This window comes from Streptomyces monashensis (assembly GCF_001866665.1).
GTDB classification, from domain to species: domain Bacteria; phylum Actinomycetota; class Actinomycetes; order Streptomycetales; family Streptomycetaceae; genus Streptomyces; species Streptomyces monashensis.
This window is the reverse complement of the sequence record NZ_MLYO01000013.1, coordinates 106,458-127,411: the sequence shown is the minus strand read 5'-3', so window position 1 is coordinate 127,411 and position 20,954 is coordinate 106,458. Positions and strand designations below refer to the sequence as shown.

Sequence of the window (20,954 nt, the reverse complement as noted above, 5' to 3'; positions counted from 1 at the left end):
TCACCAGGTCACCGGAACGGCCTCGGGACCCCGGATCAGCGCGCCCTTCTTGAAGGGCACCTGGTCCGGCGGTACGGCCAGGCGCAGGCCCGGCACCCGGTCCAGCAGGGTGTCCACCAGCAGTTCCTCCTCCAGCCGGGCCAGCTGGCCGCCGGGGCAGTAGTGCGGGCCGAAGCCGAAGGAGACATGCGGGTTGGGACTGCGCGAGAAGTCGATCGTCTCCGGGTCCGGGAAGACATCCGGGTCGCGGTTCGCGGCCAGGTAGGAGACGTACACCGGGTCGCCCGCGCTGATCCGCACGCCCCGGATCTCCACGTCCACCATGGCGATGCGGGACAGGCCGACCGCGTTGCGGTGCGGGATGTAGCGCAGGAGCTCGTCGATCGCCCGCGGGCGGATCTCCGGGCGCTCGCGCAGCAGGTTCACCAGGTCGGGGCGGGTCAGCAGCAGATAGAACATCTGTCCGCTGTTGTTGGTGACCGCCTCGCCGCCGATCTGGAGCAGCACGGCGAGCCCGACGGCCTCGCCCAGCGTCACCTCGCGCCGGCCCACCGCGGCGCCGAGCAGCGAGGTGACGTCCTCGGCCGTGCTGTTCTCGCGCAGCCCGATCAGGTCGGAGAAGTACGCGGCCATCTCCCGCTTGGCCTTCTCGCTGACCTCCTTGCCGTGCGCGGAGGACAGGATGAGCTGTGTCCAGGTGTGCATGACGTGCCGGTCGGCGGCCGGGACGCCCATCATCTCGCAGATCACCGCGATCGGGAACGGGCTGAGGATGCTCGCCGTCAGGTCCGTGGGCGGCCCGTCCTGGAGGAGTTCGTCGACCAGCTCGTCCAGCATGGTCTGCGCCTTCTCCCGGACCCGTTCCACGCCCTTCGCGGTGAACGCGGCCGCCACCGAGCGGCGCAGCCGGGTGTGGTCGGGCGGGTCGAGGAAGCCGACCGCGCCCGGGTCCGGGATGAAGTGCGGGGCCAGCCGGGTGACCGGCTGGTCCATGACCGCCTCGCGGCTGAAGCGGGCGTCGTTGGTCACCATGCGCACGTCGTCGTACCGGGTGACCAGCCAGGCCCAGCCCTCGCCGTTGGGCAGCTGGATGCGGGTGACCGGTCCCTCGCGCATCAGCTCTCTGAGCACCGGGTCGAAGTCCGTCCCGGTCAGATCGAGCGCCGGCCAGTGCCGGATCGGGGGCAGGGTCTCGGTGAGTGTCTCTTCCGTCATGCCGTACTCATGCCGTTTCTCGGTCGGAGCCGCGCCAGCGGCCCAGCGCCATTTCCGCGGTGATGCCGGGCCCGAACCCGGCGAGCAGCCCGCGCGCCCGGTGCTCGGTGCCGCCCTCGTCGAACATCCGGCGCAGCGCGTCCAGTACGACGGCGGAGGCGATGTTGCCGTACTCGGTGAGCGTGGACCGGCTGAACCGGAACGCGTGCGGGTCGACCTGGAGGAACTTGCTCAGGTCGTCGAGGATGCGCGGCCCACCGGCGTGGACGATGTAGAAGTCCAGGTCGGACGCGTCCCAGCCGTGCAGACCCGCGAGGTCCTGCAGCGCCGGGGCGAGCGGCTCCATGGTGGCCGGCACCCGCTTGTCGAGCAGGAAGTGGAATCCGGTCGCGCGGACGTCGTACATGATCCACTCTTCGGTCTTCGGGATCAGGTACGAGCCGTTGCGCTCCAGTTCGATGCCGGTGCCACCCCTGCCGCGCACCACGGCGGCGGCTATGCCGTCGCCGAACAGGCCGTTGGAGAGCAGCGAGCCGACGCCGAGGTCGGTGGGCTGGTAGCACAGCGAGCAGAACTCGCAGGCCACGATCAGCGCGTTGGCCTTGGGGTAGGCCGAGCAGAAGTCGTGGGCCCGGTTGATCGCGGCACCACCGGCCGCGCAGCCCAGCTGGGCTATGGGGAGCTGCCGCGTCGTGGGGTCGAAGTCCATCTCGTTGATCAGCCACGCCGTGAGCGAGGGCATCATGAAGCCCGTGCACGAGACGTAGATGATCACGTCGATGTCGGTGGTGAGGAGTTCCGCGTCGTCGAGCGCCCGCTGGATCACCGCGGGGACCCTGGCCTTGGCCTCGGCCTCGTAGAGCTTGTTGCGCTCCTCGAAGCCGGGGTGCTTCAGGGTCTCCTCGATGGGCTGCACGATGTGCCGGGTCTTGACGCCCGTGTTCTCGATCAGCCGCAGGGCGAGCGGGAGTTGTGGGTGGTCCGCGTGACGGGAGCGCGCCAGCTCCAGCGTCTCCTCCATCGTGATCACGTGTTCCGGAACCGACACTGCCGGTCTGCACAAAGTCGCCATGAACCGCGCCTGCTTTCAGCCTTCCGGAAGGCCTTCGCCCGCCGGTCAGAAGGTGGTTCACCTCAGGAGGTGGTCCACCCACGATCACCCGTGAGGGCGGCGATCTCGCGCCGGACTACTCCAGACCGGGGACACCGTGTCAGGGTCTGAGACGAAGCCGCACGTCGCGCGAGGGAGGAAAGACCATGACGGACACGGCCGCAGAGCTGCTCCGGACGGCCACCCGGGCACTGGCCCCGGACCCGGCGGCCAACCGCTTCGTGCCGCTCGTGGAGCGCGGCGCTGCACCCCGCGAGGCCCTGGCCCGCCTCGCCCTGGAACAGCGGTGGGTGATCCCGGCCGACCGCCGCGCCTTCCAGCACCTGGCCGAGCGCGCGGACCCGGCGGCCGCGGCCTACTTCACCACCCTCGCGACGGGCGAGGAACTGGCCGCGGCGCATCTGACGGCCTTCACCCGGGCCTGCGGCGTGACACAGGAGCGCGCACGCGCGTACGTCCCGCTGCCGGGCTGCCAGGCCTACCCCGCCTACGTCTCCTGGCTGGCACTCAACGCGTCCCCCACGGACACGGTCCTCGCCCTGACCGCCAACTTCTCGGCCTGGGGCGGCTACTGCGCCCGCATCGCCGAGGGCCTGCGCACGCGCTACGGCTTCACGGACGACGCCTGCGCCTTCTTCGACTTCTTCGCGGCACCGGCGCCGGACCTGGACGGACAGGCGAGGGCCGCGGTGCAGGCGGGCCTGGACCAGGGCGCGTTGAGCACGGCCGACGCGCACACGTACGGAACGCTGTTGCAAACGTACGAGAGCATGTTCTGGGAATCGCTCGGGCGACCTGCCTGAGAATCCCTACGGCGCCCCGCTGCTGTGCGCGATGCACGCGACGTCGATACGGTCCGCGAGTTTCGCCAGCTCGATGGTCAGCGCCGCCACTGTGTCCTCGTCCAACTGCTCCCCGGCCTCGACCAGTCGCAGCCAGCGCCCGCCCACGGTCCGCAAGAGCTTGCTCACATCGGCGGCAGCCACCTGCAGGGTCCCGCGGTCGTCGACGATCAGCGGCAGAGTCACTTCGCGGTTCACAAACGGGATGGTAGCCCCGCCGTCGTCACGCCCCCTGCCAAACCGTGGTGATGTTGCAGAACTCCCGGATTCCGTGCCCGGACAGCTCACGCCCGTACCCCGAGCGTTTCTCCCCGCCGAACGGGAATGCGGGGTGAGAGGCGGTCATCCCGTTGACGAACACGGAACCGGCCTCCAGATCGCGGGCGCACCGCTCCACCTCGTCCGCGTCCCGCGTCCACACGTTGGAACTCAGCCCGAACGGCGAGTCGTTGGCGATGAGCAGTGCCTCGTCCAGGTCACCGGCCCGGTACAGCGTGGCCACCGGGCCGAACGCCTCCTCGCGGTGGATGCGCATGTCCCGGTGGATCCCGGCGAGCACGGTCGGCGGGTAGTACCAGCCCGGCCCGTCCGGCCGCTGCCCGCCGCACAGCACCTCGGCGCCGCTGCGCCGCGCGTCGTCGACCAGTTCCTCCAGATCGGCGCGACCCTGCTCGGTGGCGAGGGGGCCGACGTCGGTGTCCTCCGCCATCGGGTCGCCGATCCTGAGCGCCTCCATGCCCGCGACGAACTTCCCGGCGAAGGCGTCGTAGACGTCGCCGTGCACGATGAACCGCTTCGCGGCGATACAGGACTGCCCGTTGTTCTGCACGCGCGCGGTCACCGCGACCTCGGCCGCGCGGTCGAGGTCGGCGGACGGCAGCACCACGTACGGGTCGCTGCCGCCCAGTTCCAGCACCGTCTTCTTGATCATCTCGCCGGCGGTGGCGGCGACGGCCCGGCCCGCCGGCTCGCTGCCCGTCAGCGTGGCCGCCTTCACCCGCTCGTCGCGCAGGACGCCGTCCACCGCGCCCGCCCCGATCAGCAGCGTCTGGAAACAGCCCTCCTTGAATCCCGCCCGGTGGAACAGGTCCTCCAGGTACAGGGCCGTCTGGGGGACGTTGGAGGCGTGTTTGAGCAGGCCCACGTTGCCGGCCATCAGCGCGGGCGCGGCGAACCGCACGACCTGCCACAGGGGGAAGTTCCACGGCATGACCGCGAGCACCGGGCCGAGCGGCCGGTAGCGCACCCGCACCCGCGACGCCCCCGAGTCCGTCACGTCCGACGCGGCGGGCTCCTCGTCGGCCAGCAGCGCCTCGGCACGCTCGGCGTACCAGCGCATCGCCTTCGCGCACTTCGCGGCCTCCGCGCGCGCCTGCTTGAGGGGTTTGCCCATCTCCAGGGTCATGACCCGGCCGATCTCCGGCTGGTCCTCGTCCAGCAGGTCGGCGGCCTGCTGCAGCAGGCGGGCGCGCTCGGCGAACGTGGTCGTCCGGTACGTGCGGAACGTGGCCTCGGCGAGCTGGAGCCGGCGTTCCAGCTCCTCCTCGCCCATGGGCTCGTACGCCTTGAGCGTCTCGCCGTTCGCCGGGTTCACCGTGGCGATGGGCATGGCTGACCTCCCTGGGAGCGGGCTTGTCTCGACCTTCGCGCGCGGGCGCGGCGTCCGCAACGCGTACGGTCCGGTTCAGCCCGTGTGTTCGGCCAAGCGGTCGAGGAACGCGGCCTGCGCCGTGACGAGCACCTCGCGGGCGCGGTCCACGCCCACCCACTCCACCCGGTCCAGCTCGGGGAACTCCTGCACCCGGCCGGACCTCGGCGGCCACTCCAGGGCGAAGCTGCCGGGGCTGAACCCCGACAGATCCGGGTCCGCCGCCACCGCCCACGCCGTGACGATCTTGCCGTTCCTCTGCACCACCTCGCCGAGCGCCAGGGCCTCGCCGTCGGGCGGCGCGATCCCCAGCTCCTCCCGGAACTCGCGCCGGGCCGCCTCCCACGCGGGCTCGTCGCCTTCGTACTCGCCCTTGGGGACGGTCCACGCTCCCGCGTCCTTCTTCGCCCACAGGGGGCCGCCCATATGGCCGAGCAACACCTGAAGTCCCTCATCGGTGTGCCGGAACAACAGCAGTCCCGCGCTCCGCTTCGTCGCACGCACCGTCACGGTGTGACCTCCGGGTGGGCCGCCAGCAGGGCCTCCACCGTATCGGCCTCCTCGGGGCGTTTGTCCTCGCGGTAGCGGACCACGCGGGCGAAGCGCAGGGTGACGCCGGCCGGGTAGCGGGAGGAGCGCTGGAGGCCGTCGTAGGCGATCTCCACGACGAGTTCGGGGCGGACGCGGACCACCCAGCCGTCGTCGGCGTCGTCGACCGCCAGTTCGCGCAGCCGCTTCGTCTGCCAGGCGAGCATCACGTCCGTCATGCCCTTGAACGTCTTGCCCAGCATCGCGAAGCCGCCGTCGGCGGTGCGCGCGCCCAGGTGCAGGTTCGAGAGTCTGCCGGTGCGACGGCCGTGGCCCCACTCGGCGGCCAGCACCACCAGGTCGAGGGTGTGCACGGGCTTGACCTTCAGCCAGGCGGCGCCGCGCCGGCCCGCGCTGTACGGCGCGTCCAGCGCCTTCACCACCACGCCCTCGTGTCCCCGGGCCAGGGTGTCGGCGAGGAAGCGTTCCGCCGCCGGGATGTCCTCGGGGCCGGCGGCGAGGGTGCGGCGCACCCGCATCGGCTCGGGCACCAGCCGTGCCAGCTCCGCGTGCCGCTCGGCGAACGGCAGATCGAGCAGATCACGGCCGTCGACCGACAGGACGTCGAAGCAGACGGGCGAGACCGGGACCGCCCCGGCCGCCTTCGCCACGTCCGTCCGGGAGCCGACGCGCCCCGCGGTCTCCTGGAACGAACGCGGGCGGCCGTCGCGGCCGAACGAGATCACCTCGCCGTCCAGGACGAACCGCTCACCCGCCAACTCCCGTGCAGCAGAAGTCACTTCGGGCAGCCGGTCGGTGATGTCGTCCAGGGTGCGGGTGTGCACGCGGACCGTGTCGCCGTCCCGGTGGACCTGCACCCGGATGCCGTCCAGCTTCTCCTCCACCGCGCAGGCGCCGAGCCCCCGCACCGCCTCCGCGACCGACGACGCGCTCCGCGCCAGCATCGGCAGCACCGGCCGGCCGACGGTGAGCCGGAACCGTTCCAGCGCCCCGGGCCCCTCCGCGAGCAACGCCCGGGCGACCGTCTGCAAGGACCCCGCCAGCATCACCGCCCGCCGTACGTCGGCCGGATCCGCGCCGGTCGCCCGGGCCAGCCCCTCCGTCGCGACCGCGTCCAGTGCGCCCTGCCGGACCTCGCCGGTGAGCAGCCCGCGCAGGAATCCCTGCTCGTCCGCCGTGGCCGCGCCCATCAGCGCGCCGACGATCCGGGCCCGTTCCGCCTGCGCGCCCGGCCCGGAGACCTTGCCCAGCTCGGTGAGGCGGGCGTCGGTCTCGCGGACCGTGAGCGTGGGAGCGGCGGCGGGCGGCACCGGGTGGCCCAGCACCTTCCAGCCGACGCCGAGCCGGCCCTGCGGCAGCCGTCCGGCAAGATACGGGATGACGATCGGCACGTCGTCCGCCGCTGTCTCCCGGAACAGCTCCGCGAGCAGCTCGGTCTTGCGGGACCGCGCCGTCGTCGCGGCGACGTCCCGGGACACCTGGGCGAGCCGGGCCAGCAGCATGCAGCCATGGTGGCGCAGAGACCCGCCGACCACACCCGCACCGTTGCGTCGACTACGTCCGCACTGTCGCGTCCAGGTCCGCCATCAGCAGTTCCCCGTTGATCGCGGCCCCCGCCCGGTACCCCCGGCTCGCCGCGTTGACCACCTGCTCGGCGAAGCCGCTCGCGTTGCCCGCCGCCCAGAGGCCGGGGACGGTGGTCAGGCCGCGTTCGTCGATCACGGGGTAGCTGCCGAACGGGGTCTCGCGCAGTTCGGCGCCCAGCGTGATCAGCAGGTCGTTGCGGGGGACGGCGCGCGGGGCGGCGTAGAGCACCGCACGGTCGTGGACCGTGCCGTCCACGAGCCGGACCCCGGTGAGCCGGTCGTCGTCGACGACCAGCCCGGTCACCCGGCCGGGGACGACCGCCACCCGGGCGGCGGCCAGCCGGCGCAGGTCGACGTCGGTCAGCTCCGGCTCGGCGACCTCGTGCAGGAAGAGCCGCACGTCGTCGGACCACTGGGTGACCATCAGCGCCTGGTGCACGCTCAGCGGGGAGGTCGCGAGCACCCCGGTCGGCCGGTCGCGGACCTCCCAGCCGTGGCAGTACGGGCAGTGCACCACGTCCCGGCCGAACCGCTCCGCCAGCCCCGGCACCCCGGGCAGTTCGTCCCGCAGGCCGGCGGCGATCACCAGGTGCCGGGCGTGCACCGTCCGGCCCCGCGCGAGCCGGACGGTGAAGCCCTCGCCGTCCCGGCAGGCGTCCGTCGCCCGGTCCCGGACCAGTTCCACGCCGTACCGGGCGATCTCCTCGCGCCCCACCGCCAGGAAGTTGGCCGGGGACATGCCGTCGCGGGACAGATAGCCCTGCATGTGCGCGCTCGGCGCGTTGCGCGGCTCGCCCGCGTCGACGACCAGCGTGCGGCGCCGGGCCCGGCCGAGGACCAGCGCGGCGGACAGCCCGGCGGCCCCGCCTCCGACGACGACCACTTCGTACCTGCTGTTGTCGGTCATGGCACGACCGTGACCCGGGGCCTGCCGTATTGACAAATGCCTTTGCCGATTCTGCAATACGAGCATGAGTACCGACGACGTTCTCTCCGGGGTGGGCCCCCGGCTGCGGCGCCTGCGCAAGGAGCGCGAGGTGACCCTGGCCGGGCTGTCGGAGGCGACCGGGATCTCCGTGAGCACCCTGTCCCGGCTGGAGTCCGGCCTGCGCAAGCCCAGCCTGGAACTGCTGCTGCCGATCGCCCAGGCCCATCAGGTGCCGCTGGACGAACTGGTCGGCGCGCCCCCGGTGGGGGATCCGCGGGTGCGGGCCGAGCCGATCGTCCGGGGCGGGCGCACGCACTGGCCGCTGACCCGCCAGCCCGGCGGGCTCCAGGCCTTCAAGGTCCTCGAACCGCGGCGGAAGCAGGAGCCGGATCCGCGCACCCACGAGGGGTACGAGTGGCTGTACGTTCTGTCGGGCCGGCTCCGGCTGGTCCTCGGCGAGCACGACGTGGTGCTGTCGGCCGGGGAGGCCGCCGAGTTCGACACCCGGGTGCCGCACTGGTTCGGCTCGACGGGGGAGGGGCCGGTGGAGTTCCTGAGTCTGTTCGGGCCACAGGGGGAGCGGATGCACGTACGGGCGCGGCCGACGCGGAAGTGATCCGGTCGACATGTAGGTGACGCGGCTTCCCGGCGGCCGGCTGTTCCCTGATCGGCAAGCGACCGCTTAGTATGCCCTCGGACCCGGTCAGACGAAGCAGTCCCGTGGAGGCCCCGCATGCAGGCATGGCAAGTGCACGAGAACGGCGAGCCGAGCGAGGTGATGCGCCTCGCGGAGGTGGAGCCGCCCACGCCCGGCGACGGCCAGGTGCTGCTGCGGGTGCGCGCCGCCGACATCAACTTCCCGGACGCCCTGCTGTGCCGGGGCCAGTACCAGGTACGGCCGCCGCTGCCGTTCACGCCCGGCGTGGAGATCTGCGCCGAGACCGAGGACGGCCGCCGGGTGATCGCCAACCCCGTGCTGCCGTACGGCGGTTTCGCCGAGTACGCCGTCGCCGACGCCCGCGCGCTGCTGCCCGCCCCCGACGCGCTGGACGACGCCGAGGCGGCCGCGCTGCACATCGGCTACCAGACGGGCTGGTTCGGCCTGCACCGCCGGGCGCACCTGGAGGCGGGCGAGACCCTGCTCGTGCACGCCGCCGCCGGCGGTGTCGGCAGCGCCGCCGTCCAGCTCGGCAAGGCGGCCGGCGCCACCGTGATCGGTGTCGTCGGCGGCGCGGACAAGGCCGCCGTCGCCCGTGAGCTGGGCTGTGACGTGGTCGTCGACCGCCGCAGCGAGGACGTGATCGCCGCCGTGAAGGAGGCCACCGGCGGCCGGGGCGCCGACGTGATCTACGACCCCGTCGGCGGCGAGGCCTACGCCCAGTCCGCCAAGCTCGTCGCCTTCGAGGGCCGGATCGTCGTCGTCGGCTTCGCCAGTGGCGGCATCCCGAGCCCGGCCCTCAACCACGCCCTGGTGAAGAACTACTCGATCCTCGGCCTGCACTGGGGCCTGTACGCCACCAAGAACCCGGGGCTCATCGGGCACTGCCACAAGGAACTGACCGCGCTGGCCGCCCGCGGCGCGATCAAACCGCTGGTGAGCGAGCGGGTGCCGCTGAGCGGGGCCGCCACGGCCGTGCAGAAGGTGGCGGACGGCCGCTCCATCGGCCGGATCGCCGTGGTGATGGAGGGAGCAGCATGACCGACGCCGATGAACTGGTGCGCCGCACACGGGAGTTGCTGGACCGGTATCCGGTCGCGAGCACCGACCGGCTGGAGTTCCTGCGAGCCCGCTTCGACGCCGGCCTCGCCTGGGTGCACTACCCGGAGGGCCTCGGCGGACTGGGCGCGCCCCGCCATCTCCAGGCCGCCGTGGACGCCGAGCTGGAGGCCGCCGGCGCCCCCGACAACGACGCGCGCCGCAACGGCATCGGGCTCGGCATGGCCGCGCCGACCATCCTCAAGTACGGCACGGACGAGCAGAAGCAGCGCTATCTGCGGCCGCTGTGGACCGGCGAGGAGGTCTGGTGCCAGCTGTTCAGCGAGCCCGGTGCCGGCTCCGACCTCGCCGCGCTCGGCACCCGGGCCGTACGGGAAGGTGGGGGCACCTCCCGCTCGAGCGAAGCCGAGAGCGGGGGAGACTGGGTCGTCAACGGGCAGAAGGTGTGGACGTCCGGCGCGCACAACGCCCGCTGGGCCATCCTCATCGCCCGCACCGACCCGGACGTGCCCAAGCACGCGGGCATCACCTACTTCCTGTGCGACATGACCGACCCGGGCGTCGACGTCCGGCCGCTGCGCCAGATCACCGGCGAGGCCGAGTTCAACGAGGTCTTCCTCACCGACGTCCGCATCCCCGACTCCCGCCGCCTCGGCGAGGTCGGTGACGGCTGGCGGGTCGCGCAGACCACGCTCAACAACGAGCGTGTGGCCATCGGCGGCATGCAGCTGCCCCGCGAGGGCGGCATGATCGGCCCGGTCGCGAAGACCTGGCGCGAGCGCCCCGAACTGCGCACCCACGACCTCCACCAGCGGCTGCTGAAACTGTGGGTCGAGGCCGAGGTCTCCCGCCTCACCGCCGAGCGGCTGCGCCAGCAGCTCGTCGCCGGTCAGCCCGGCCCCGAGGGCGCCGGCATGAAGCTCGGCTTCGCCCGCCTCAACCAGGAGATCAGCGGCCTGGAGGTCGAACTCCGCGGTGAGGAGGGCCTGTTGTACGACGACTGGACCATGCGCCGCCCCGAACTCGTCGACTTCACCGGCCGCGACGCCGGCTACCGCTATCTGCGCGCCAAGGGCAACAGCATCGAGGGCGGGACCAGCGAGGTCCTGCTGAACATCGTCGCCGAGCGCGTCCTCGGCCTGCCCGCCGAGCCGCGCACCGACAAGGACGTCGCGTGGAAGGACCTGTCCCGATGACAACGCAGCCGACACAGCGCACACAGCAGGATCTCCTCTACTCCGAGGAGGAAGAGGCGCTGCGGGCCGCCGTACGGGACCTGCTCACCGACCACTGCGCCCCGGCCGGCGTCATCGCCCGCACCGAGTCGGACGCCCCGCACGACCTCGCCCTGTGGAAGCTGCTCGCCGACGGCATGGGCCTGGCCGGCCTCCTGGTGCCCGAGGCGCAGGGCGGCCAGGGCGCCTCGCACCGCGAAGTGGCCGTCGTGCTCGAGGAGTTGGGCCGGGCCGTGGCGCCCGTTCCCTACCTCGCCAGCGCGGTCGTGGCCACCGAGGCCCTGCTCGCCTGCGGCGACGGGGACCTGCTGGAGCGGCTGGCCTCCGGCCGCACCATCGGCGCCCTCGCGGTCGCCCTGCACACGGCTCCGGGCGCCGCCACCAAGGCCGTACGCGTCGAGAACGGCACCCTGTACGGCGAGTTGACCGGCATCGCCGACGCGGCCGCGGCCGATGTGCTGCTGGTCCCGGCCGACGACGGCGGCCTGTACGCCGTGCCCGCCGACGCCGTGACCGTCACCCCGCAGGTCGCCCTGGACCTGACCCGGCCGCTCGCCACGGTGACCCTCGACGCCGCCCCCGGCCGCCGTGTCGGCGACGCGGAACCCGCCGTACGGCGTGCCCTGCGCGCTGCCGCCGGACTGCTCGCCTCCGAGCAACTGGGCGTCGCCGACTGGCTGTTGACCGAGACGGTCCGCTATCTCAAGGAGCGCAAGCAGTTCAACCGGCCGGTCGGCGGCTTCCAGGCGCTCAAGCACCGGCTCGCCCAGCTGTGGCTGGAGACGGTCAACCTCCGGGCCGCGGCCCGCGCCGCCGCCGACGCGCTGGCCTCCGGTGAGGACACGGACATCGCGGTCGCGGTCGCGCAGGCGTACGCCGCCCCCGTCGCCGTCCACGCCGCCGAGGAGGCGCTGCAGCTGCACGCCGGGATCGGGATGACCTGGGAGCACCCGATCCACCTGTACCTCAAGCGGGCCAAGACGGACTCGATCGCGTACGGCACGGCGGGCGCGCATCGCTCGGCGCTGGCCGGGCTGGTCGACCTCCAGGCACCCTGACGTCACCCGGCTGAAGCCCGCCCCACCGGGGCGGGCTTCTTTCGCGTGGCTGCTCCGGAGAGCACCCGCACCCGCTTTTCGACGCGCTCGGCCACCGCTTCAACGGCGTCGAGGCCGACATCCTCCTCGTCGGCGACCGGCTCCTCATCGGTCCCGACAGCTCCGAGCCGGACCCGACCCGCACCCTCGAATCCCGCTGCCTCGACCCACTCGCCGCGACGCGCTGTGGACCGCACTGCCGGCCGCCGGTGTCGACTACCTCAACACCGACGACCTCGCCGGCCTGGAGGCCTTCCTCGACGCCCGTCCCACGGCGTAACACCACTCGATCGGGGGACATGTCAGCCGCCCGGACCAACCCTCCGCTACGCCACACTTGCGGCCGAAACGCCACTCAAGGGGCGTGGCGGAGGAGGTTCCCGATGGCCGTTTCCATCTCAGTGGTGCTGTTGCTCATGATTCTGGCCGTGATCTTCATGCGCAACGGCGGGCTGAAGGTCTCGCACGCCCTGGTCTGCATGGTGCTCGGGTTCTTCATGGCCGGCTCCAGCATGGGTCCCACCATCAACACCGGGCTCACGGCGACCGCCGAGCTGGTCAGCAGCCTGCACCCCTGAGGCGCGGGGCGGATCAGGGGGCGGCGAAGACGCCGATGCCGTTCGCGACGGGCCGCTCGGCGCCACCGCTCGGATGGTTGCGGACCGTCACCGTACGGGCGCCGGCGTCCCGGGTGACCATCTCCGCCGAGCCGCCGCCGTCGAGGTTGAACGCGTCGGAGGCGCCCAGCGAACGCATGGTGGCCGCCTCCTCGGCGACCGTCATCCCGGACCGGTAGGCGGCGGCGCCGTCCAGCGCCAGGATCAGCATCCGCCGTCCGCCGTCGGTGAGGCCGACGACCGTGCGCACCGCCGAGGCGACGTCGTTCAGCCCGGACAGCTCCCGGCCGTCCCGCAGCACCGGGAACCCGCCGATGGCGAACGCGTACGGCACTCCGGACGAGGCCGCCGCCAGGGCGTGCGTCACGGTCACCCGCTCGCCGACGGAGAGCTTGCGCAGCTGCCGCGCGCCCTCCTCGCGGCCGACCAGGACCGTGGTGTCGGCCGGGATCGCGCCGCTGCCCGGGGTGTCGGAGGCGGAGACGACCCGGCCGGAGCGGATCCGCACCTCGTGGGTGTCGGTGCTGCACGGCGCCGAGCGCTCGGTGTCCGATCCGCAGACCGCGCGCTCGCGCGAGGCGCTGCCCCAGCGCGAGGTGAAGGCGCCGACGGAGTTCTCGGGGAGGGCGTACTGGTTCAGGCCCTTCAGCGGGAACCGGCCCGCCGGGGTGCGGACGGAGCCGGTGAGGGAGAGGCGGTCCATCCGGGCCCGCCGGTCGACACCGACACCGAAGACGTCCCGGGTGTTCGTGCCCGGCGGCAGCGCGGGCCCGAACCGCTGGCCGTCCGGCACCGCCGCCTTGAGTACGAGCCCGTGGGCGATCGCCGGTCCGACACTCGCGCCGGTGGCGGGCACGCCCGGGTGCTGGGTCTCGGTGATGTTGAAGAAGTCACCGTTGACCCCCGCGACCGCCCCGGCCGCGTCCGCCATCCCGGAGACGGTGGCCCGCGCCGCCACCGCGCCCGGATACAGCAGGTCCACGCGGACGCGCGGATCGCCCAGGTCGACCGTGAGCAGATGGACGTGCGTCGGACCCGCGGCCGCCCGGACGTCGAACTGCCGGTAGGTGACCCCGGGCGCGATCCGTGTGCCCGCCGGTACGGCAGCGGCCGGTGCCGCCCCCGTCAGGGCCGCACCGGCCAGCACACCGAACGCGGTGACCACCGTGAGAACCGCTCTCGCCGTTGTCGTACGCCTGTCTCGTCCTGCCACCGTGCCCCCTGATGCCTCGTCAACTGGCCTTGTGGGTCCCCGTGTTCCAAGGGATTCAGGGGCAGTTGAGCAGAAGCGGGGGGACGGCGGGCCGACTAGGCCTCGACTACGCGAGAACGGGTGAGAAAACGCACCCCCTCGGGTGCCTCCAGCGAGAAGCCGCTACCCCGTCCGGGCACGACGTCGACGATCAGCCGGGTGTGGCTCCACGCCTGGTACTGGCTGCGGGACATCCAGAAGGTGACGGGCTCCGCCACGCCGTCCACCGACAGCTCCGCCAGCAGCACGTCCGAGTCGCCGGTGCGGAACTCGCCGTCCGGGTAGCACATGGGCGCGCTTCCGTCGCAGCAGCCGCCTGACTGATGGAACATCAGCGGTCCGTGCATGGCGCGCAGTTGGCGCACCAGCTCTGCGGCCCGCTGGGTGAGTTCGACGCGGGGGACTTCCTCTTCCATGGTCACCGTCCTGAAGAGCGGGGCGCCGGGGCGCCGTTCCCGGCCCAGTCTCACGGCTCGTCACAGGGGCGTCCAGAAGGCGGCGTTCGCTTCCTCGAACGGGTTCGATTCGGCCGGGACAGCGGTCTGGGAGGATGCACGTATGTGCCCTTCCCTCCGGCCGCCCGAGCCGCGCCAGGTGCCCGTCGGCCGATACCCGCTGTGGGACGAGGCGCTGGCGGCCGTCAACCGGGATCTGGCGGCGACGGTCCCCGAGCAGCGCCCGCTGCGGCTGACGGTCCACCCGGAGAGGGCGGACCTGGACGAGCAGGTTTACGTGGCTCTCTCCGACGGCGAGGCGCACGGCAACCCTCTGCTGCCGAACGAGACGGCCGCCGAGGCCCTGACGGCCGTCGCCGACGCCGCCCAGGAGACGGTGAGCGAGCTGCTGTGGCGGGCGTGGCCGGTCTGCACCGTCCACGACCTGGGCATGCACCCGAGGGACGTCGACGGGCGGCCGTCCTGGTGGTGCGCGGGAGGTTCCCGCAGGGGCGACCCGGCCCATGTCCGCGCCGCCATCGGGGAGCTGGCCACCGTCCACCGCCCCCACCGCCCGAACCGCAAGCGCCGCAAGGGCGGCACCCCGCACTGAACCGCCCGGCGAACGGCAGCGGCCCGCCTGGCGCCTGCTCGGTGTCCGGGGCGCCGGCCCCGCGCGGGGTGTGTGGCTCTGAGTGGGCTGGCGGATTTCCCGCGCGTGTCGATGCTGTCCGGTATCCGGTATCCGGTCCGCGTGCTGGTCGTCGGCCGCGGTGTGCTCGGCGGCCGGGCGCGGGTGGTCCCGGCTCTCCCGGAGGGCCGTGGCGGGGACCTCAGCCGGTGACGCGAAGTGTGCGCATCAGCGGCGCGTACGCCGCCGCGGACACCGCCGGGCCGGCCGGCAGGGCCAGGTCGATGCCGCCGAGGGCGGCGGCCACGGGGCCGCGGCCGGTGAACTCGACCGGCTCCTGCCGGCCGAACGCCCCGAGGGCGGCCCCACCGAGCCACCTCGCCCGCTTTCTCGCCCGCACCTCCGGCGCAGCCTACGACGCGATCAGCCGACTGTGGATCAACGCCCGCCACCTCAGCCGCCACCGGCCGGTCCTGCGCGAGCAGGTCCTCGTCGTCCTCGACGGCCTGGGCGCCCACGCCAACACCGCGCTCGCCGCGTTCGCCGTGCTCGCCGCGCGGGACGGGCGGATCAGCCCGCGCCCGTTCGGACTGGGCTCCGAGATCGTCTGCGACGCCGACGGCCGCCCCACCGGACTGCTGCTGGAGGACGCGGCCTGCGCACTCGTCGAGGCCGTCGCGCCCCGGCTCACCGAGGCCGAGGTGCGCGCCCGGACTGCGGAGGTGCTGCACGCCATGGCGGCGTCCGGCCTCAGCCGCGGCCACGCGATGGACGCGAACGGGGACAGCCTCGCCGTCTACGCGGCACTGGAGTCCGAGGCCGCACTGCCGCTGCGGCTGCGCGTCGCGCCCTGGTGCCGGCCGGAGGCGGACGGCGACGCCGTCGCCGGCCTCGTCCGGCTCCAGGGCACCGGCGGCGCCCTGTGGCGGGTGGCCGGGGTGAAGCTCTTCATGGACGGCACGATCGACAACGGCACCGCCTGGCTGGAGACGCCCCACTGCCACCGCGGGCTCCAGGGACCTGCGGGAGGCCGGGGCGCGGATCGTGCTCGGCTCCGACCGGCCCATCGCGCCGTACCCGCCGCCGGAGGTCGTGGCCGGCGCCCGCCACCGCCGCCCCGCCGATCTCCCGCTGCCCCCGCGCGGCCCGGCCCAGGCCCTCACTCCCCGCTGCAGGCGCTCCAGGGCATGACGGTCAACGCGGCCTGGGCGGCGGGGGAGGAGGCACGGGCGGGGGAGATCTCCGCGGGGCACCGCGCCGACCTCACGGTCCTGGCCGACGATCCGCCGGCGGCGGCCGACACGGATCTGGCGGATCCGCCGGTCCTGCTGGCGGCGGTCGGGGGCCGGGCCACGTATCGGGGTACGGACGTCTGAAGCGCCCTGAAGGGGCGCGGGGTCGTCGGCGATCCACGGCTGCGCCGTGCGGCCCGGCCCTATCGGTTCTCACGCCGCCGGCGGTACGTCTCGATCAGCAACGGCACCATCGACACGACGACGACCACCGCGACCAGCGGCAGCAGATAGTCGTCGATGCGCGGGACCGACGCCCCCAGGCTGTAACCGGCGAGGACCAGCGTCTGCGACCACAGCACCCCGCCCACGGTCTGCCACAGCGTGAAGGTGCGGACAGGCACCCCGAGCGCACCGGCCACGGGGTGCACAACCGTTCGCAGCAACGGCACGAACCGGCCGATGACCAGCGCCTTCCCATAGCCGTACCGGGCGAGCAGCTCCTCGGCGCGGGCGGCCGTCGCCTTCACCCGGCGGCTGGAGGTGCGGGCCAGGAGCGCCTGTCCGCCGCGGCGGCCGATCAGATAGCCGGCCTGCCCGCCGGCCACCGCCCCGACGGCGGCGCACACCAGCACCTGCCACAGGGCCAGCCGCGGCGGCTGGTGCGCGCCGCCGGCGCACAGCACCCCGGCCGGGAACAGCAACGTGTCACCGGGCAGGACGAAGCCGACGACCAGCAGCCCGGACTCCGCGAAGAGCACCACCAGGACGCCCAGCGCGCCGAAGGCGGCCAGCACCGAGGCACTGTTCAACGGGTTGACGGCGATCACCGGGGCGCGCCTCCTGGCCTTCGCGCAGCGCCGCCTCCGCGCAGCACCGCTCGCTCACCAGGATCGCCCGCCCGCCGTGAATCCGCCCGCGTCGAGCGTGCCGTCCTCGTGACGGTGGCAGTGCCGGACGCAACCCCGCCACCTGTACGGGAGGCGGGCTGCGCGGCAGGCACGGCACCACCTGCAGAGGCGGCCCTCACGGGGTCCCTCTCCAGGCCGCGACCGCCTCCGGCCGCCGTGCCGTCAGCCGCCCGCTTCGCGCGAGCGCGGCCACCGCGGCGGCGCAGGCCGTCCCCGTCGCCGTCAGTGCCGCCCAGGTCAGCCAGAGGGCGCCGTGGCGCAGCGCGTGGTCCCACATCGCGCCGACGACCAGGTTGCCCAGGGTGATGCCGAGGCCGGAGACGGTGTTGTAGAGGCCGTAGTGCGTGGCGACGAGCCGGTCCCCGGACAGGGCGACGACGGTGTCCATCTCGAACGGGTAGACCACCGCCGAACCCGCCGCGAGGAGGACGACCGCCGCCACCAGCGAGCCGAGCACGGCCGGGGACGAGGCGCGCGGGGCGAACACGAGCGGCAGGAACGCCAGCCCCATCGCGAGCAGCCCCCGCACGAGTGCCTGTTCGGGTCGCCACCGTCGCTTCGCCCAGCCCGTCAGCCGCAGTTGCCCGGCCACGGCGACCCCGGCCGAGACCACGAACAGGCCGCTGGTGACGGCCGTACCGCCGGATCCGAGGGCGTCGGTCGCGGCCAGGGGCAGCGCGAGGTAGACCTGGAAGGTCAGGACGTAGGAGCCGATCAGCGCCGTGGCGAAGAGAAGGAAGGGCCGGTTCGCCACGACCGTGCGCCACTGCGCCGCCACACTGCTTCCCGCGGCGCCCGCCCCTCGGGTGTGGCGTGCGGGCAGGGTGCGCCACTGGAGCAGGGTGAGTCCGGCGAAGACGGCCGCCGCGGTCGTGCAGACCAGGCGGAAGTCGGCCGCCAGCAGGGCGAGCCCGACGAGCGGGCCGAGGAGCATGCCGGCCTGGTAGTGGACGTTGAACACGGCGAACGCGTCGACGCGTCGCTCGCCGGCCTCGGCGGCGAGGTAGGCGCGGACGGCGGGGTTGAACAGGGCGCCCGCGAAGCCGGTCGCGGCGGAGGCGGCGATCAGGGCGGGCAGGTTGTCGACCCAGCCGAGCAGCCCGAAACCCACGGTGCGCAGCAGACAGCCCGCCATGATCGGGGCCTTGTAGCCGAGGCGGTCGGCGAGGGTGCCGCCGATGAGGAACATCCCCTGCTGCGAGAAGTTGCGCACGCCGAGCACGAGCCCCACCGCCCAGGCGGCGAGGCCGAGTCCGTGTGCGAGGTGGGCGGCGAGGTAGGGCATGAGCATGTAGAAGGCCAGGTTGATGGCGAACTGATTGACCATCAACACCCGTGCCGGGGGCGGGAAGGAGCGGGTCTGTTGCCACACGTGCCTCATCGGGCAGCTCCGTTCGGCCTCGTCGCCCCGTTCTCCTCTGCCGTGCCGCGCAAGCCGTCCGTGGCGTGCGGGGCGAGCGGGTCGTGGACTCGGGTACAGCGGGTCCAGCGGGTGACGGTCCGCTCTCCGGGGTGGGCGATCTCGTCCGGGTCGTCGGCGGGCGTGCGCTCCAGCAGCGCGTGCGTCCGGCAGTAGGCGTCGTCGTAGACAGTGCCGACGTAGCGCTGCGGCCCGTCCGGGAAGACGGCGACGATACGGTTCCCGGCGGGCAGGGTACGGGCGAGCCAGCGGGCGACGAGGGCGACGGCGCCGACGCTCCAGCCGCCGGTCGCGTAGTGGTCCCGGGCCAGCCGCCGGGCGGCCCAGACCGCCTCGCCGGCGGCGACCCAGTGCACCTCGTCGAAGAGGTGGTGGGCGACGTTGCGGGGGTGGACACTGCTGCCCAGGCCGCGCATCAGGCGGGGCGCGGCGGGCTGACCGAAGATCGTCGAACCGGTCGCGTCCACGCCGACGACACGCAGCCGCGGGAACGGTCGGCGCAGCACGGAGGCGATGCCCGCGGAGTGGCCGCCGGTGCCGACGGAGACGACGAGCGTGTCGACGCGGTCGAGTTGGGCGGCCAGTTCCCGGGCGAGCGGGGCGTACGCGGCGACGTTGTCCGGGTTGTCGTACTGGTTCAGGTGCCAGGCGCCCGGCTCCTCGGCCAGGATCTCCTCGACGCGGCGCAGGCGTGCCTGCTGCCAGCCGCCGGCCGGGTGCGGCTCGGCGACGACCTCGATTCCGGCGCCGTACGCGGTGAGCAGCCCGCTCATCAGGGGTTCCAGGCCGGGATCGGTGACCACGGTGACGGGATGCCCGAACGCGGACCCGGCCAGCGCGAGCCCGAGGCCGAGCGTCCCGGAGCTGGACTCCACGATCCGGGCGCCGGGCCGCAACCGCCCGCGGGCGCGGGCCGCGGCGACCATGTGCAGGGCGGCGCGGTCCTTCAGGCCGCCGGGGTTGAGTCCTTCGAGCTTGGCCCAGAATCCGCGTCCGGCGGTGGTGAAGGGCTCCGCGATCCACAGGACGGGGGTGTCGCCGACCAGTCCGGCCGGTGTGCGCATCGGGCGCCGGGGGTGCCCGGACGGCGTGAGAGGCGTGTGCGTGTGCGCGGTGTGGTTCATGGCGTGCTTCTCCTGCGGCTGGTCGGCGAACGGCCGACGGCCGTGACACGAGGGGGAGTCGGTCCACTGCCGCCGTGCTCCGCTGCGCGTACGAACCGCAGGGGCACGGCCCACGGCCGATCAGGTCCGCCACACGCCCAAGCGGGCCAGGGACCGCCCGACCGGGGAGCCGGAGCGGTCCGGGACGCGCGGGGGACGGCCCGAACGGACCACGGATCCGGCGGGAACGGGATCTTCGACGCCGGGTACGCCCCCCTGCCCCGTCCCTCGTCCCGGGTGTTGGACCAGGCCGGTGTCGCGCGGAGCCTGGATCGACGGCTCGTCCGCATGGCAGCAGTGCCGCTCCGGCCCCGGCCCGGAATCGCCGTGCGCATCCGACAGCGCATCCGGCAGAGCTTCCGATGGTCCATCCGATACGACAACGGGTCCGGCGATCGGACGCGCATCGGCCCCGTCGGGCGATGCTGCCGGGTCGTGTGCGCAGGCCAGGAGGTGCAACAGGGCGGCCAGCAGCACCAGAACCGCCGCCGCCGTGCGCGGCACGGAGCAGCGGTCGCGGGATTCCGGGCCGACCCTCATGGATGCACAGAGTAAGTGCACGAGTGCGTGAAGTGAGGGTCGGCCACGCCCTCGGTTCAGCGGGGTACGAGGCCGCCCATCAGCATGCCGAGGGTGAAGTCGAACCGGTCGTGGCCCTCGCCGGCGGTGAGCTCGGCGGCGTGGCGGGTGGTGTGGGGGAAGGTCCCGGCGGGCAGGGCGGTGAACCGGCGCAGGAGTTCGTCGCGGTCCAGGACCCAGGCGGTGTCGTCGTCCGCCGCCCGGCGGCGTGCGATGGACACTTCGAGGCAGTAGGCGGCCACGTACAGCAGGAGGGCGTCGATCGCCCAGGCGGCGGCCTGCGGAGCGACGCCGCCGGCGAGCAGGATCGCCAGCAGGCCTTCGGTGACGCGCATGGCCTGGAGGTCGGTGGGGGCCATGGCGAGCGCGGCGCGGGAGATGCCGGGGTACTTCAGGTACTGGTCGCGCATCTGGGCGCAGACGCCGCGGATCTGCTCCCGCCAGGCGGCGGGGTCGGGCGCGGGCAGTACGAGCTCGGCGCACAGCCGCCCGATGAGCAGCTCGTCGAGGTCGGCCTTGTTGACCACGTGGGCGTAGAGCGAGGCGGGTCCGGTGTCGAGCGCGCCGGCCAGTCGGCGCATGGTCAGTGCCTCGTACCCCTCTGTGGCGACGATGCCCAGCGCGGTGTCGACGACCTGTTCCACGGTGATGGGGGCCTTTCGGCGCCGTGGTCTGGCGTCGGTTGCGGCCTCGGGGTTCGGCGGCTGGTGACGCGCCGCGCGTCGCTCTCTCGGGTTCACCCGGCCATCATAACTTGACACGAACGCTGTTCGTTTATAGAACATCG

22 protein-coding genes are annotated in these 20,954 nt (G+C 73.3%); 9 read left to right on the top strand and 13 right to left on the bottom strand.

The features are described from left to right. Together BIV23_RS07015 and BIV23_RS07010 are read right to left on the bottom strand one after the other, a co-directional pair. Positions 1-1,215 carry a cytochrome P450 gene (locus BIV23_RS07015; protein WP_071379864.1) on the bottom strand — a complete coding sequence of 405 codons (1,215 nt, stop codon included), beginning with the start codon at positions 1,213-1,215 and terminating at the stop codon, positions 1-3. A 7-nt stretch (positions 1,216-1,222) separates the two neighbouring features. Then, entirely contained in the window at positions 1,223-2,287 is a 1,065-nt protein-coding gene (locus BIV23_RS07010; RefSeq protein WP_071379863.1) for a type III polyketide synthase, read from the bottom strand. A 185-nt stretch (positions 2,288-2,472) separates the two neighbouring features. Between BIV23_RS07010 and BIV23_RS07005 the strand changes: the two genes are divergently transcribed. After that, entirely contained in the window at positions 2,473-3,129 is a 657-nt protein-coding gene (locus BIV23_RS07005) for a thiaminase II/PqqC family protein (RefSeq protein WP_071379862.1), read from the top strand. 6 nt (positions 3,130-3,135) lie between these two features. On the opposite strand, the gene BIV23_RS07000 is transcribed toward BIV23_RS07005, so the two are convergent. From BIV23_RS07000 to BIV23_RS06980, 5 genes are all read right to left on the bottom strand, one after another. After that, the gene (locus BIV23_RS07000; RefSeq protein WP_071374401.1) at positions 3,136-3,366 is read right to left on the bottom strand and encodes a DUF6213 family protein; all 231 of its coding nucleotides are present in this window, start codon (positions 3,364-3,366) and stop codon (positions 3,136-3,138) included. 25 nt (positions 3,367-3,391) lie between these two features. Continuing rightward, a complete protein-coding gene (locus BIV23_RS06995; RefSeq protein WP_071379860.1) occupies positions 3,392-4,777 on the bottom strand; it encodes an NADP-dependent succinic semialdehyde dehydrogenase in 1,386 nt (461 codons plus the stop codon). A 75-nt stretch (positions 4,778-4,852) separates the two neighbouring features. Further along, positions 4,853-5,326 (bottom strand): NUDIX hydrolase, encoded by a 474-nt coding sequence (locus BIV23_RS06990; protein ID WP_071379859.1) that lies wholly within the window; start codon positions 5,324-5,326, stop codon positions 4,853-4,855. Then, positions 5,323-6,867 (bottom strand): ATP-dependent DNA ligase, encoded by a 1,545-nt coding sequence (locus BIV23_RS06985; protein ID WP_071379858.1) that lies wholly within the window; start codon positions 6,865-6,867, stop codon positions 5,323-5,325. The genes BIV23_RS06990 and BIV23_RS06985 overlap by 4 nt, the downstream gene beginning before the upstream one ends. Before the next feature lie 52 nt (positions 6,868-6,919). Continuing rightward, positions 6,920-7,858: an NAD(P)/FAD-dependent oxidoreductase gene (locus BIV23_RS06980; RefSeq protein ID WP_071379857.1), complete on the bottom strand. Its 939-nt coding sequence runs from the start codon at positions 7,856-7,858 to the stop codon at positions 6,920-6,922. Positions 7,859-7,922: 64 nt separating this feature from the next. Here BIV23_RS06980 and BIV23_RS06975 point away from each other — a divergent pair, with 64 nt between their 5' ends. The 5 genes from BIV23_RS06975 to BIV23_RS06955 all read left to right on the top strand — a co-directional run bounded on the left by BIV23_RS06975 (position 7,923) and on the right by BIV23_RS06955 (position 12,506). After that, positions 7,923-8,495, top strand: a complete 573-nt coding sequence (locus BIV23_RS06975; RefSeq protein WP_071379856.1) for a helix-turn-helix domain-containing protein — start codon at positions 7,923-7,925, stop codon at positions 8,493-8,495. Positions 8,496-8,612: 117 nt separating this feature from the next. Beyond that, positions 8,613-9,578 (top strand): NADPH:quinone oxidoreductase family protein, encoded by a 966-nt coding sequence (locus tag BIV23_RS06970; RefSeq protein WP_071379855.1) that lies wholly within the window; start codon positions 8,613-8,615, stop codon positions 9,576-9,578. Beyond that, entirely contained in the window at positions 9,575-10,792 is a 1,218-nt protein-coding gene (locus BIV23_RS06965) for an acyl-CoA dehydrogenase family protein (RefSeq protein WP_071379854.1), read from the top strand. The genes BIV23_RS06970 and BIV23_RS06965 overlap by 4 nt, the downstream gene beginning before the upstream one ends. Further along, complete coding sequence (locus BIV23_RS06960; protein WP_071379853.1) at positions 10,789-11,889, top strand: acyl-CoA dehydrogenase family protein; 1,101 nt, start codon at positions 10,789-10,791, stop codon at positions 11,887-11,889. Before BIV23_RS06965 ends, BIV23_RS06960 begins: the two co-directional genes overlap by 4 nt. 422 nt (positions 11,890-12,311) lie before the next feature. Next, entirely contained in the window at positions 12,312-12,506 is a 195-nt protein-coding gene (locus BIV23_RS06955) for a hypothetical protein (protein WP_071374410.1), read from the top strand. A 13-nt stretch (positions 12,507-12,519) separates the two neighbouring features. On the opposite strand, the gene BIV23_RS06950 is transcribed toward BIV23_RS06955, so the two are convergent. Both BIV23_RS06950 and BIV23_RS06945 read right to left on the bottom strand, forming a co-directional pair. Further along, on the bottom strand, positions 12,520-13,758 hold the full coding sequence (locus tag BIV23_RS06950; RefSeq protein ID WP_245790404.1) for a phosphodiester glycosidase family protein: 1,239 nt from the start codon (positions 13,756-13,758) through the stop codon (positions 12,520-12,522). A gap of 95 nt (positions 13,759-13,853) precedes the next feature. Then, positions 13,854-14,213: a DUF779 domain-containing protein gene (locus BIV23_RS06945; protein ID WP_071379852.1), complete on the bottom strand. Its 360-nt coding sequence runs from the start codon at positions 14,211-14,213 to the stop codon at positions 13,854-13,856. Between the two features lie 142 nt (positions 14,214-14,355). On the opposite strand from BIV23_RS06945, the gene BIV23_RS06940 reads away from it, so the two are divergent. From BIV23_RS06940 to BIV23_RS06935, 3 genes are all read left to right on the top strand, one after another. Continuing rightward, positions 14,356-14,844, top strand: a complete 489-nt coding sequence (locus BIV23_RS06940; protein WP_071379851.1) for a hypothetical protein — start codon at positions 14,356-14,358, stop codon at positions 14,842-14,844. A 105-nt stretch (positions 14,845-14,949) separates the two neighbouring features. Continuing rightward, positions 14,950-15,075, top strand: a complete 126-nt coding sequence (locus BIV23_RS53140) for a hypothetical protein (RefSeq protein WP_281250109.1) — start codon at positions 14,950-14,952, stop codon at positions 15,073-15,075. Continuing rightward, complete coding sequence (locus tag BIV23_RS06935; RefSeq protein ID WP_342746351.1) at positions 15,072-16,238, top strand: amidohydrolase family protein; 1,167 nt, start codon at positions 15,072-15,074, stop codon at positions 16,236-16,238. Before BIV23_RS53140 ends, BIV23_RS06935 begins: the two co-directional genes overlap by 4 nt. Positions 16,239-16,297: 59 nt before the next feature. Here the strand turns inward: BIV23_RS06935 and BIV23_RS06930 are convergent, their stop codons facing one another. The 4 genes from BIV23_RS06930 to BIV23_RS06915 form a co-directional block, all read right to left on the bottom strand. After that, positions 16,298-16,924 (bottom strand): DedA family protein, encoded by a 627-nt coding sequence (locus BIV23_RS06930; RefSeq protein ID WP_071379849.1) that lies wholly within the window; start codon positions 16,922-16,924, stop codon positions 16,298-16,300. 196 nt (positions 16,925-17,120) lie between these two features. Next, the gene (locus BIV23_RS06925; RefSeq protein ID WP_071379848.1) at positions 17,121-18,386 is read right to left on the bottom strand and encodes an MFS transporter; all 1,266 of its coding nucleotides are present in this window, start codon (positions 18,384-18,386) and stop codon (positions 17,121-17,123) included. Continuing rightward, a complete protein-coding gene (locus tag BIV23_RS06920) occupies positions 18,383-19,549 on the bottom strand; it encodes a PLP-dependent cysteine synthase family protein (protein WP_071379847.1) in 1,167 nt (388 codons plus the stop codon). Before BIV23_RS06920 ends, BIV23_RS06925 begins: the two co-directional genes overlap by 4 nt. 635 nt (positions 19,550-20,184) lie before the next feature. Continuing rightward, positions 20,185-20,811, bottom strand: a complete 627-nt coding sequence (locus BIV23_RS06915; RefSeq protein WP_342746350.1) for a TetR/AcrR family transcriptional regulator C-terminal domain-containing protein — start codon at positions 20,809-20,811, stop codon at positions 20,185-20,187. Positions 20,812-20,954 lie beyond the last annotated feature (143 nt).

Excerpts from the sequence above, each read along its gene's own strand:
- BIV23_RS07015 (WP_071379864.1), bottom strand. The coding sequence starts at position 1,215 with ATGACGGAAGAGACACTCACCGAGACCCTGCCCCCGATCCGGCACTGG.
- BIV23_RS07010 (WP_071379863.1), bottom strand. The coding sequence starts at position 2,287 with ATGGCGACTTTGTGCAGACCGGCAGTGTCGGTTCCGGAACACGTGATC.
- BIV23_RS07005 (WP_071379862.1), top strand. The coding sequence starts at position 2,473 with ATGACGGACACGGCCGCAGAGCTGCTCCGGACGGCCACCCGGGCACTG.
- BIV23_RS06995 (WP_071379860.1), bottom strand. The coding sequence starts at position 4,777 with ATGCCCATCGCCACGGTGAACCCGGCGAACGGCGAGACGCTCAAGGCG.
- BIV23_RS06985 (WP_071379858.1), bottom strand. The coding sequence starts at position 6,867 with ATGCTGCTGGCCCGGCTCGCCCAGGTGTCCCGGGACGTCGCCGCGACG.
- BIV23_RS06980 (WP_071379857.1), bottom strand. The coding sequence starts at position 7,858 with ATGACCGACAACAGCAGGTACGAAGTGGTCGTCGTCGGAGGCGGGGCC.
- BIV23_RS06975 (WP_071379856.1), top strand. The coding sequence starts at position 7,923 with ATGAGTACCGACGACGTTCTCTCCGGGGTGGGCCCCCGGCTGCGGCGC.
- BIV23_RS06970 (WP_071379855.1), top strand. The coding sequence starts at position 8,613 with ATGCAGGCATGGCAAGTGCACGAGAACGGCGAGCCGAGCGAGGTGATG.
- BIV23_RS06965 (WP_071379854.1), top strand. The coding sequence starts at position 9,575 with ATGACCGACGCCGATGAACTGGTGCGCCGCACACGGGAGTTGCTGGAC.
- BIV23_RS06960 (WP_071379853.1), top strand. The coding sequence starts at position 10,789 with ATGACAACGCAGCCGACACAGCGCACACAGCAGGATCTCCTCTACTCC.
- BIV23_RS06955 (WP_071374410.1), top strand. The coding sequence starts at position 12,312 with ATGGCCGTTTCCATCTCAGTGGTGCTGTTGCTCATGATTCTGGCCGTG.
- BIV23_RS06945 (WP_071379852.1), bottom strand. The coding sequence starts at position 14,213 with ATGGAAGAGGAAGTCCCCCGCGTCGAACTCACCCAGCGGGCCGCAGAG.
- BIV23_RS06940 (WP_071379851.1), top strand. The coding sequence starts at position 14,356 with ATGTGCCCTTCCCTCCGGCCGCCCGAGCCGCGCCAGGTGCCCGTCGGC.
- BIV23_RS06925 (WP_071379848.1), bottom strand. The coding sequence starts at position 18,386 with ATGAGGCACGTGTGGCAACAGACCCGCTCCTTCCCGCCCCCGGCACGG.
- BIV23_RS06920 (WP_071379847.1), bottom strand. The coding sequence starts at position 19,549 with ATGAACCACACCGCGCACACGCACACGCCTCTCACGCCGTCCGGGCAC.